Here is an 11127-nt window from a genome sequence, read left to right on the forward strand (position 1 = left end):
CAGCTATCAGCTATCAGCTATCAGCTTAAGCGCTACGCGCACGCTGCGCGAACAGCTTTTTAATAAAAGAGGTAAGCCTTCGAATAATGCTGAGTTAAGTCTGCTGACGGCACCTCAAGTAGCGTGATCTAAAAGCTGACGGCACCTCAAGTAGCGTGGCCAAAGGCCTTCGGCTGACGGCTGTTCGCGCAGCGTGCGCGTAGCGCATATGCTTACCTTATAATTAAAGGTAGGGAACGATCAGCTTCATCTATTCCTGCCAATATTGCTGAAGGGTATGGACGAATATCATCAGGAGAATACAAGGGTTTTTTAAGCATTGCACAAGGTTCAATTAATGAACTAGAAACCCATCTTTTTCTCGCTGAGGCTGTAGGCTTATGTGAAAAAAGTGATATAGTATATTTGATACAAGAGCTTCAATCGGAAACTCGAATGATTATTACTCTTATGAAGAAACTAAATTAGAAAATTACCATTACCCATTACCCATTACCCATTACCCATTACCCATTACCCATTACCATTACCCATTACCATTCCCCATTACCATTCCCCATTCCCCATTCCCCATGGAAATAAGTAACAAAAATAGTTATAAAATTTATTTAGATGTTTGTTGTTTAAATCGTCTGTATGATGATCAGAGTCAGTTACGAATACGTCTAGAATCTGAAGCTATTTCTGAAATTATTGTTAACTGTCAATTAGGAAAATGGGAATTAATCATTAGTACCATTATTGAATCAGAAATTTCTAAAACTCCTTTAGAAACTAGGAGAGAAAAGGTAAGAGAATCTTTATCAATTGGTAAAACTAAAATTTTCCTGACTCAATCAATACTAACGAGAGCTAAGGAATTAACAACATTTAGTTTTAAAAAATATGATGCGCTTCATGTTGCTTCTGCTGAAGGTCATGCTGATATATTTTTAACAACAGACGACCGACTGCTCCGAAAAAGTATAACCTATAAAAATCAATTAAACATTATTGTAGCTAATCCGGTTACATGGCTCTTAGAAATTCATAAAATCAAAGGAGAACAAGAAAATGACACCAATTGAACTGCATCGTAAAGGATTTAAAGCCTTAGTTGATGCCTTAGGATATGTAGATGCTGTCAAATTCATTGGTCAATTTGATCAAGGAAGCGGTAACTATACTGAAGAACGCCATCAATGGTTAGATAAATTAACAATGGATAATATTGTAGCTGACATTAAAACCTATCAAAATAATGAAATTGTAGAATAAACAAGGAGGCAAATAGTGATTAAAATTCATAAGCGATCGCCTTCCAAACCGCTCGATATTCAATCTCGTAGGGTGCGTTAGACGGGACAAATTGGGTCAGCATAGCTCAGAATTTATCAATCCCTGGGGAATGGGGAATGGAAGTGAAAAAGGGAGCAGGTCTTGCGTTGCAGAACAGATGAACTATGTACCATTAGAGCAAGCAAAGGGCGTTTATCTCAGTTATGAGGTACATTATCCTTTGACTTTAATTCCCTATCTATATGCACCGCATCCCTATTAAATATTCTCTATTCCCAGATCCGCTGTCCCCTAAAATCCAGAAAATGCGTACCTCATAGCTATGATAATTGCTAGATTACCCATTCCCGATTCCCGATTCCCGATTCCCGATTCCCTTCTTATAGGTGATTGCTTAGGAATCTGAAGGTATTGGCTGAGATTCTAGATATTCCAGAAAAGACATTAACTCTTTGTCGCTAAGCAGCTGACGCGATCGCTTACCGTAAGTTTGTAGAAGATAGTCTTTCCCCTGTTGAGTTGTCCAACCCAGACGCTTCATTTCTACATTGGTTTTGGTAATGATGTCAGAATGGTCAATAATCGGAAGACTCGGTGATCCCATGTCACTAGTGTTAGTGTCCATGGTATTTTGAGCATAGGACTGGATTGGAAGATCAGGTTGTGGGGTCTGGTAGCTAATGGGCTCCCTCTTCTTAGGAATGTCAGCTGGCACGGAGGTGTCTACTTCCCTTGAGAAGGATTCATGGCTAAAGTTCCTTGCTGGTTCTACGGATGGGATATTGGCAGGGGTTTCTCTAACCTCTCTAGCTCTTGACTCTGAGAAAGAGTAACTACTGGTGTCACTGGTTCGAGTAGCTTGAGTAAAATGATGATTGGGTTGAGTCTGTTCCTGATTTGCTGAGGTCGAGCCAACATCATAGCGAGGCAATGATTGCAACGGAACATTTACCTCACGCTTTGCTCTGGGATTATTCTTGTTTTGATCAATCCCTTTGGTGCTATCCATGCCTAAAGCAGCTAAGGCTCTTTGTCTGGCTTGGTCTTCTGCTAATTCAACAGTTTGGGCAGCAGCTAGACCGGTGACCAAGATGTTACCCTCAACTTTAACTGAGCAACGTACTATGTACTGACCATGGTCAATTGCTAAAAGATCGCTGATCAAGCTGCCTTGAGGATAACGATCTCGGAACTGAGTAAACATAAAACCATTTCCTGCCCAAATCTAAGCATTATATCATAGCATAGCTTTACCCAAAAACTTCAGCAAAGGGAACAGCATATCTGCGGATCACTGGAACATTTGTTCCCGATTCCGTACTCCCGTTGATGTACAATAAAACATAATATAATAAAACTATCTTTGGTAAGCTCGCGCTAAATCCTTATGTAGTTACAATCTGCAACAGACCTAGGAAAAAGGAATTTCAGTTACGGTTCCTGATCCAGTTGAGCAGTACAGCCTACGCAAAACCAAAGTTTCTTTTTCCCAGGCGGTCTAGGAACAAGAAAACAAAGGGCGGGTACCTCCAAGTTCCCCTCATTGCCTACATCTACGCTTCTTCCAGAAGAGCCTTCATCTCCTGATGTAATTTATTGCTATTTAGCCTACGCGAGTCAGTATGACGATGAGCGCAAATCTGGATTTAGGGCGTAAACGTGACCAATCGGTTGCCCTAATGGTAGACTAGTAGTAGATATAACTGGGGAATTTGGACACAGTTCCGAGGCTGACCAGACTAAGAAGGGCTTCTCTTTTGCCCCAGGGGCTAAAGCATCGGCAAAGCAAGGGGACTAAGAAACCCAGGAAGCGTAATGGTTCCGAGTATTGCAGTGTCTGAACATAAGAGTTAAGCGCCAAAGAAACTGGGTGGCATTGGAGATTCTCACTCTTTGAATCGGTTGCTTCTTATACATAACTGCCTGATAGTTACCCGTTTGATGATAACTTCGCCAACGAAACAATCGTCCTAGGTGCCTCAAACCGTAACTCAAAGAAGGTGCCATGGCTTTTGAATCACTGGCTTATGACCAAGCTCTGACTCAAAAATCCCGCAGGCTTTGTTAGGTGAGTCATTAGCCTAAAAGTTACCCTGACCTTAGTCTTGCTTCGGAACAAAAACAACAGAGTTGGTTAAACAGTTTAGGCAAACCATCAGTGGATACCCAATCCTTGGAAAGAAACACAAGGGGTGGAACAAGTTCAGCTACCCGGGAAAAGTAATGCACAAATCTGCACCTGCTCGGGAAGTGTACACCTGGCTTGCCTTTCAATGTTCAGCCGATGACGCGATCGCATCAGGGACTGTCCTACCCCGCGCGATCGCATGCTCTTAAGGGCAACAAGCAAAAACCACGATCAGACGAAAAGGATTGTTGGATGGAATTTTCAATCGCTACATTACTTTCTAATTTTACTGATGATAAACTAGTGGCACCCAAAGTCTTAGAAAAAAAACTTGGTTGCCAAGACAAAGAAAGTCTCAAAAAACTCCAGATTTCCCTGGATGCACTGGAAAAATTAGGAATTCTGGTTAAAGATCGCGGCAGGTATCGGCGTGTTTATGAAGAAGACGTGGTGGAAGCCAAGCTGCGCTGTTCGAGTAAAGGCTTTTGTTTCGCCATCCAAGAAGTCGAGGGAGCCGATGATATTTACATTCGGGAAACCAATCTCAGTACTGCCTGGAATGGCGATCGCGTCCTAGTCAAAGTTACCAAAGAAGGTAGCCGACGCCGGTCTCCTGAAGGAGAAGTGCGGTTAATTCTCGAACGGGTAAATCCTTCAGTGCTAGCGCGAGTCAAGGAAATTGGTAATGGTTACCGAGCCTTTCCCCTTGATGACCGACTCTTGTTTGAACTAGACCTTGAACCAGATGAGGAAATCTTACAAAAAGCAGTAGAGCATCTGGTTCATGTAGAAGTCCTACGCTACCCCCTCGGACAAAACCCTCCCCTTGGAAAAGTTGCCCGTATTTTAGGAAGTGATGCAGAAGATGCGGCTGACACTGACATTGTCTGTTGCAAGCACGATTTACGCTCTTACTTCCCTGATGAGGTACTTCTAGCCGCTGATAACTTACCGAAAAAGCTGAAAAAATCAGACTCTAGCCAGCGCTTAGATTTGCGAAAGGTTCTGACCATTACCATTGAAGATAAGCTAGCTAACTCAGAGAAGGTAGTTGTAGAAAACGCCTTTACTCTAGAAAAAACTGACGCAAATCAGTGGCAACTGGGGATACATATTGCTGATGTGGCTTACTTTGTCCCTCCAGACTCTGCCTTGGCTGATGAAGCCAGAAAAAGGGGTACAGCAGTTTATCTGTCCGATGTGATATTGCCTTTACTACCAGAAGCCGTTACCCAGCTTTGTTCCCTAGTACCAGGTCAAGACCGCTTAACCATGTCGGTACTACTCACTCTAGACGAAGCTGGTCAGGTAGTAGAATATGAGATTAAACCGTCCATAATCCAGGTACACTACCAGCTCACTTATGAGCAGGCTCAATCCCTTCTGGGGGGACATGAGGAAGCTGACTCAGAATTGGCACCTGTGGTGGACATACTCAAAGAACTGTTTTTTACCTTGAGTCCAGCAGTCAGGGCGCAACGAAAGCAGCGGGGTGCCTTTGACCTAAATTTGTCCCAGATTCCATACCCCTATAAAGATGAAGGGAGAGTGGGGGCTCTAGAGGTTTCTTCAACAGTACCAATGCAGTCGTTGTTGAAGGAATTAGTCATCTTAGCCAATGAAGCAATAGCTACCCACATCCAAGCCCTAGGTTTGCCAGGGATTTACTGTGTCCAGGGGCTACCGGATTGGGATGGGCTTCAGGATTTGATTAGGTTGGGCATGAATCTACAGCTAGATATGCAGCTTGAGAAAGAAGAAACCATTACCTCTCAAGACTATCAGAGCTTTACCCAGCTATTTTCCAAATCCATAGCACCTAAAGTATTGATCTATTTGTTGTTATCAACCTTAAAACCAACAGGTTATAGTTCTAAACCAGGAGCGCACTTTGGTCTAGCATTGGATACTGGCTATACTCACGGAGTATCACCACTGAGGCGCTATGGGGATTTATGGGTACAACAGTTACTGCATTTGGTATTTGAAAAAGGAAGAGACCGTCGTTCTACTCGTTCCAAAGACCGGGTAAATCTCAATCATAGTAGCTGTCAAGGTAATATAAACTGGAATGTTTTACCACCAGAAATTCACCAAGAGTTAGAAAATCAGTTAAGTACATTAATTCCCCATCTCAATGACCGTGAAAAGATCACCATGGATGCAGAGATGGATTTACAGGGCTTAAAGAAAGCTGAACAGATGAAAGAGCGTACAGGAGATATCTTCAGCGGTCTGATTACTGGAGTTCAATCCTACGGCTTTTTTGTCGAAATTGAAGACTTGTTAGTAGAAGGATTAGTTCACGTTAGCTCTCTCAAAGATGACTGGTACGAGTATCGCTCCCGTCACGCCTGCCTAGTCGGTCGCAAAAATCGCACTGCCTATCGATTAGGCGATCGCGTCGAAGTCCAAGTCAAGAGTGTGGATTATTACCGTCAACAAATTGACTTGGTAACCGTAAGCGGTGGTAGTTTTGCTAGTAACGAAGATTTAGAGGAGTAATTTATTAGTGAGTGGTTAGTAGGTTACTAGAAGCTTAACTAACCACTCACTAATAACCACTTACTACCAATCAAATGATATTACAGCGGTTTGCAATTGCTGTTAGGTACTTTCGTTCTGGGTTTTTAGGGAACAGGGAACAGCAAACAGGGACAAAAACCCTGTGTACCTGATAGTTATCCAAACCGCTGTATAATAGGTTTTATTCTAATAGGGTTAATTCCTTTTTGTTAATTAACAATGTCAGCTAATAGCTAATAGCTATTAGCTGACATGACACCGGACATGATTTTACTACTGAGTAATCACAACTAATGACAACTCCTTTAATTCTTGGTGTCACCGGTGCATCTGGCCTAATCTATGCTGTACGGGCTTTAAAATATTTACTAGAGGCTGACTATGCTATTGAGCTGGTGGCATCGAAATCTACCTATATGGTTTGGCAGGCAGAGCAAAATATTCGCATGCCTCCAGAACCGGATCTACAAGCACAATTCTGGCGTCAGCAAGCGGCAGTCGATCAGGGAGGCAAACTGATTTGTCATCGATGGGGGGATGTGGGAGCCAGCATTGCTAGTGGTTCTTTCCGTACTTTAGGAATGGTGATCATGCCCTGTAGTATGAATACCGTAGCAAAAATGGCTGCGGGCTTCAGTACTGACTTGCTTGAGCGTTCAGCAGATGTTCAAATTAAAGAAGGGCGTAAGCTAGTAATCGTACCTCGTGAAACACCCTTTAGCTTAATCCATCTGCGTAATCTTACCAGGTTAGCAGAAACAGGAGTTAGAATTGTTCCAGCTATACCGGCTTGGTACCATAACCCTCAAACCATCGAAGATTTGGTGGATTTTGTGGTAGCTCGTGCTTTAGACCAGTTAGACATTGACTGCATTCCCCTAAAACGGTGGCAGGGCAGAAATACTGATTCCCTTAAACATAGTTATCATGATAGGTAAGCACATATTGATATGGGAAAGATGGGGATAATAGCTCCTGTTTAAGCTCCTGTTTAAAAGAGGAGGCTAAATCCTCAGACTTTTCTGCCTTGAGCGGGACATATGCTGATAAATCTTCAACACCCCTCAACCTATAACCTATAACCTTCAATCCCTTGGTTTATGTTTAGGATTATTATATTCTTATGTTTGGTAATAGGTGGATTAGCACTGTTTGTTATTGATAATTGGTTGCCAGTGCTACCTTTGGTCTTTCTAAACATGAAGACACCACCTCTACCTCTAGCCTTGTGGATTGTTGGTGCTGTTGGAGCTGGAGTTCTAACCAGCATCAGCCTACGACTCCCCAATTACCTGGCTTGGCGTTACTCTCGTGGAAATTCTGAACCACCGGAGGACGAGCCATTATTTTCTGAATATAGCCGTCGGGAAAGTTATCAAACCCAGACGAGGCAGGATAAAACTCGTGAGCGTCCGGCCTCGAAACAAACCTCAAAAGATAATACAAGCTCGGATTGGGAAGAAAGTAGTAGTCAAGAGTGGGACTTTGAGGAAGATAAAAATTCAGATCGAGTTTCATCAGGTCGCCAAGGGGTTAAGCAAGATTCTACCTCACACACCACTAAAGGGGATCCCACTAGGGATGACCTGAGCGAAGAACCCGAAAGTAGTGATCAAAGGGATTCTGTTTATTCCTATGGTTATCGCAAACCTGGTAATTCAGGTGTTGGTAAATCTGAAACAGTTTATGATGCCAAGTATCGAGTAATTAATCCACCTTACAAAACGGTAGCTAAGCAGACTGAAGAGGATGAAGAGGACTGGGGGTTTGAGGATGATGAAGAGTTTTAATAACTGTCGCAAGCCCTACTGACGGTAGCCCTACTGACGGTTGATTTTTTTTTAACTAGCAATACAACAGCAGCCAAGGTAGTAAAAGGTTACTCCTTGGCTGCTATTTTTAGATAGTAACTCAATTATCCATGTGGCTAATTGTTCATTTGTTCACGAGATTGTTGCCTCACTCGGCCAGTCATGGCAGCTTCCTGTAAGGCCATAAAGGCATCCAGATCCGCCAAATCGTACTTTTTATGTTTTTGATGGAGCATCCTGCGTAAATTATCCTCGGCTTCTATGGTTAGATAACCGGTTGTGAGAGCTTGTTTGACAATGTCACGAATTAGCAACATTTACTTTGTTACCCCTAGTTTAGATGGAGTGACCACTAGTGAAAACCAGTAGATCTGTTCCACTAGTGGATAGTTTTGTGAGACACCGAAATCAGCTGCTTCATCAGGTAGTTGAGTGCCAGGGATGAAAACCTATGGGTTATACATAGTTGAGTCTCCCTGGTCTAAAAAATTGGGGTTTGTGGTTCCCTGATGCCAAGCTTGGACTTGCATTCAGTCCATAGCATGACTAGGCTTACGGTGCTCAAACACCGCTTACCCAGTCTGCTTAGGTCTAAGCCTAAGTTTCTGGCTACTGTGTGTTGATGCAAAGTGCAAGTGGGTGAAACCCCGGTCACGCCACTGCATAGCTTCTAATGACGGCGCTTAAAACCGCCAAATCCCCCTTCTTCCGCCACATAGCCACATAAATGATGACGGTTTCCACGCTCCCGTTTTCTTGATGCAGTCGCAGATGAGGAAACCCTTGCCAGTCGCTCATAGGGAGGGGCTGTGTGAATCGGCTTACGGTTGCCCGAAGTCGCCCCCAGTTGGCACCCCCTTTGGCCTCACTGGCTCCGCAAAAGTACGGTACATCAACTTTTGTTGGGATGAAGTTTAGATGAAGCTATTGTGAATAATAGCATAAATGTGAAAGCCTGTGTCCCAGTGGGAACCCTATAGTGGTACGGTTTATTAAGTGAACTAAGGGTAATCACTGATTAAACTGGAGAGGGCATGCGTGAATGACTTGTTGAAGGGCATCAATGTTTTTCTGATTGGCATGATGGGCGCTGGTAAAACTACTGTTGGGGGTTTACTAGCTAGTGAGCTAGGCTATGGTTTTTGTGATACAGATGTCCTGATTCAGCAAATTGCAGGTAAAACGATTAACGAGATATTTGCTGAGGACGGTGAAGAAACCTTTCGACAGCTAGAGACTCAGGTACTATCGGAACTATCGGCTTATCAGCAATTGATCGTTGCTACAGGAGGCGGTATTGTGCTTAAACCCCAGAATTGGAGTTATCTGCATTATGGTCTGGTGGTCTGGTTGGATGTCCCTGTGCCAATGTTAATCGAACGCTTGCGAGAGGATACCACTCGCCCCTTACTACAGAAACCTGATCCTGCTTTAGAATTGCAGCAAATTCTTGACCAAAGACTGAGTCTTTATGAATTAGCTGACCTTCACATCTGTGAAGATTTTGGGGAGACCCCACCACAGATTGCTTCACGAGTGATCACAGAGATTCCGAAAGTTCTTAAAAATTCTAAACAAAAAAATAATTAAGATCCTGTATAGCTCAATACCAAGATTTCTGGATCTTGGTGGGTTGATAGTTAATTAACAATGAACAATGAACAATTAACTATCATTAATAGGTTGGTTGAATTATTGTTGGGAGAGGCGTTTGACTGGTTCACCCCCTAATAAGTTATGGGCATCTTCCAAAAAATTTGGGATTGTATCAGCATTAGGACTTTTACGCAAACACTGGCTCAGGTCTAATTCTCTGACCTGATTGGCTTGGGCACCAGGAAACCAGTGACCCGCATTAGTTAAGAGGTTGTAGCGCATTTTCGCGTACTCTAGTAAATCGTACGCGATCGCTAAATTCCTCAACCACAAAATCACTGGAATATTTATACCACCTGGGGTTTCTGAATGGGTGGGTAAACCAATGTGCCAACTTCGGAACCAGTCTTCTCCCAATTTTGCGATCGCTTCTGACTCCAAACGCTCTAAAATCGGCGGTAATACTTCTTCTGAGCGCTCCAGAAGTTCTACAGTTTTGACGTGTTCATCAAAATCTGATGGTCGAGATGCGCCTAGACTCAAGGTATGAACCTCGGGATGGCTCAAACAAAACAAATCATTAAACACCATTGGGCTAAGGGGAGCACAAAGTTCCACTAACCGTTGTGGTGGTTTATAGAGCATACCCCCTTTATCGGAAGGGCTAATGATGAATACCCCCATATCGTGACGAGCAGCGGCTTCAATAGCAGGCCAATTTAACTGATTAATGTAATACCAGTGCAAGTTAACGTAGTCAAACTGATCCGTTTCAATGGTTTTAACAATCACATCTGTAGGACCATGAGTCGAGAATCCAATAAACCGTACCTTACCCTCTGCTTTAAGCTGTCGCGCTACATCTAAATAACCACCAGGACGGATAGTATCATCTAGCAACTCAGGGGTATTAATCCCATGGATTCCCAGTAGGTCAACATAGTCAAGTTTTAGGAAAGCGAGGGATTGATTAAACTTACGACGAAACTCTTTGGGGTCTGGCTTAGGAGTAACTTTAGTCTGAACAATCAGTTGTTCTCGGGGAAATTTTGGCAAAATCTCTCCTAATTGCATCTCAGAAGTACCGTAGCCACGAGCAGTTTCTATGTGATGAATGCCAAGCTCTAGAGAACGGCGGATTGTTGCTTCCAAATTCTGTTGATGATCTTGGGGAATTTGGTCCTTGGGAACATCCTGCCACTTGAACTGGTATCGCATACCACCACAGGAAAAGACTGGCATTTGTAATTCTGTACGCCCAAACCTTCTATATTGCATCATAAACGTGCTTTGAATCACCCAGCTGCTAGTGTATGCTCTTTGATTATCTTATTTTTACAATACTTTACAACTAATCAGCATATGCGCTACGCGCACGCGTGCGCGTTCAGCCGTCAGCATTCAGCTGTCAGCATTCAGCCGTCAGCATATGCGCTACGCGCACGCGTGCGCGTTCAGGGGTCAGCATAGTAGACCTCTTGCAAAAATAAATATTAAATCAAAATCTATGCCTTTTGCCTTTTGCCTTTTGCCTTTTGCCTTGTCAACACCCACGGTTTATGAGACTTATGCAAGAGGTCTAGTGTAGCTTACCCATAGCCCATAAGCAGATCAAGTAGTTTCGCTACGCCCACGCTACTTGATCTGCTATCTGGTATCAGCCAAAGGCTGTGGCCAAGCTATGAGAATAGTTTATCCCGGTAGTGCATGCTACACCGAACAGCTTTTGATTAAAATAAACTGACAGCTGACAGCTGACAGCTGACAGCTGACGGCACCTCAAGTAGC

The 11127-nt window shown here is 43.3% G+C and carries 10 protein-coding genes; 7 read left to right on the forward strand and 3 right to left on the reverse strand.

The genetic code is table 11. The features are described 5' to 3' along the window. Nucleotides 1-222: 222 nt before the first annotated feature. The 3 genes from F6K52_RS24050 (at nt 223) to F6K52_RS24060 (ending at nt 1257) form a co-directional block, all read left to right on the forward strand. Complete coding sequence (locus tag F6K52_RS24050) at nt 223-468, forward strand: four helix bundle protein (protein ID WP_293083853.1); 246 nt, start codon at nt 223-225, stop codon at nt 466-468. 104 nt (nt 469-572) lie between these two features. Then, entirely contained in the window at nt 573-1067 is a 495-nt protein-coding gene (locus F6K52_RS24055; RefSeq protein ID WP_293083816.1) for a PIN domain-containing protein, read from the forward strand. Continuing rightward, complete coding sequence (locus tag F6K52_RS24060) at nt 1054-1257, forward strand: hypothetical protein (protein ID WP_293083819.1); 204 nt, start codon at nt 1054-1056, stop codon at nt 1255-1257. Before F6K52_RS24055 ends, F6K52_RS24060 begins: the two co-directional genes overlap by 14 nt. Before the next feature lie 415 nt (nt 1258-1672). Here the strand turns inward: F6K52_RS24060 and F6K52_RS24065 are convergent, their stop codons facing one another. Next, the gene (locus F6K52_RS24065; RefSeq protein ID WP_293083821.1) at nt 1673-2482 is read right to left on the reverse strand and encodes a hypothetical protein; all 810 of its coding nucleotides are present in this window, start codon (nt 2480-2482) and stop codon (nt 1673-1675) included. Between the two features lie 1176 nt (nt 2483-3658). Here F6K52_RS24065 and F6K52_RS24070 point away from each other — a divergent pair. The 3 genes from F6K52_RS24070 to F6K52_RS24080 all read left to right on the forward strand — a co-directional run bounded on the left by F6K52_RS24070 (nt 3659) and on the right by F6K52_RS24080 (nt 7722). Next, nucleotides 3659-5911 carry a ribonuclease R family protein gene (locus F6K52_RS24070; RefSeq protein WP_293083824.1) on the forward strand — a complete coding sequence of 751 codons (2253 nt, stop codon included), beginning with the start codon at nt 3659-3661 and terminating at the stop codon, nt 5909-5911. A 314-nt stretch (nt 5912-6225) separates the two neighbouring features. Next, nucleotides 6226-6870, forward strand: coding sequence for a flavin prenyltransferase UbiX (locus F6K52_RS24075; protein WP_293083829.1), 645 nt, complete (start codon nt 6226-6228; stop codon nt 6868-6870). Between the two features lie 261 nt (nt 6871-7131). Then, complete coding sequence (locus F6K52_RS24080; protein WP_293083834.1) at nt 7132-7722, forward strand: hypothetical protein; 591 nt, start codon at nt 7132-7134, stop codon at nt 7720-7722. Nucleotides 7723-7859: 137 nt separating this feature from the next. Here F6K52_RS24080 and F6K52_RS24085 read toward each other — a convergent pair whose 3' ends face one another. Beyond that, entirely contained in the window at nt 7860-8060 is a 201-nt protein-coding gene (locus F6K52_RS24085) for a hypothetical protein (protein ID WP_293083840.1), read from the reverse strand. A 721-nt stretch (nt 8061-8781) separates the two neighbouring features. On the opposite strand from F6K52_RS24085, the gene F6K52_RS24090 reads away from it, so the two are divergent. After that, on the forward strand, nt 8782-9333 hold the full coding sequence (locus tag F6K52_RS24090; RefSeq protein WP_293083843.1) for a shikimate kinase: 552 nt from the start codon (nt 8782-8784) through the stop codon (nt 9331-9333). 102 nt (nt 9334-9435) lie between these two features. On the opposite strand, the gene F6K52_RS24095 is transcribed toward F6K52_RS24090, so the two are convergent. Beyond that, a complete protein-coding gene (locus tag F6K52_RS24095; RefSeq protein WP_364419405.1) occupies nt 9436-10617 on the reverse strand; it encodes an aldo/keto reductase in 1182 nt (393 codons plus the stop codon). Nucleotides 10618-11127: the final 510 nt, after the last annotated feature.

Source organism: Moorena sp. SIO3H5 (genome assembly GCF_010692395.1).
Taxonomy (GTDB): domain Bacteria; phylum Cyanobacteriota; class Cyanobacteriia; order Cyanobacteriales; family Coleofasciculaceae; genus Moorena.

Bases quoted from the DNA above. Each gene is read 5' to 3' on its own strand.
- F6K52_RS24055 (WP_293083816.1), top strand. From the start codon at position 573: ATGGAAATAAGTAACAAAAATAGTTATAAAATTTATTTAGATGTTTGT.
- F6K52_RS24060 (WP_293083819.1), top strand. From the start codon at position 1,054: ATGACACCAATTGAACTGCATCGTAAAGGATTTAAAGCCTTAGTTGAT.
- F6K52_RS24085 (WP_293083840.1), bottom strand. From the start codon at position 8,060: ATGTTGCTAATTCGTGACATTGTCAAACAAGCTCTCACAACCGGTTAT.
- F6K52_RS24095 (WP_364419405.1), bottom strand. From the start codon at position 10,617: ATGCAATATAGAAGGTTTGGGCGTACAGAATTACAAATGCCAGTCTTT.
- F6K52_RS24070 (WP_293083824.1), top strand. From the start codon at position 3,659: ATGGAATTTTCAATCGCTACATTACTTTCTAATTTTACTGATGATAAA.
- F6K52_RS24065 (WP_293083821.1), bottom strand. From the start codon at position 2,482: ATGTTTACTCAGTTCCGAGATCGTTATCCTCAAGGCAGCTTGATCAGC.
- F6K52_RS24080 (WP_293083834.1), top strand. From the start codon at position 7,132: ATGAAGACACCACCTCTACCTCTAGCCTTGTGGATTGTTGGTGCTGTT.
- F6K52_RS24075 (WP_293083829.1), top strand. From the start codon at position 6,226: ATGACAACTCCTTTAATTCTTGGTGTCACCGGTGCATCTGGCCTAATC.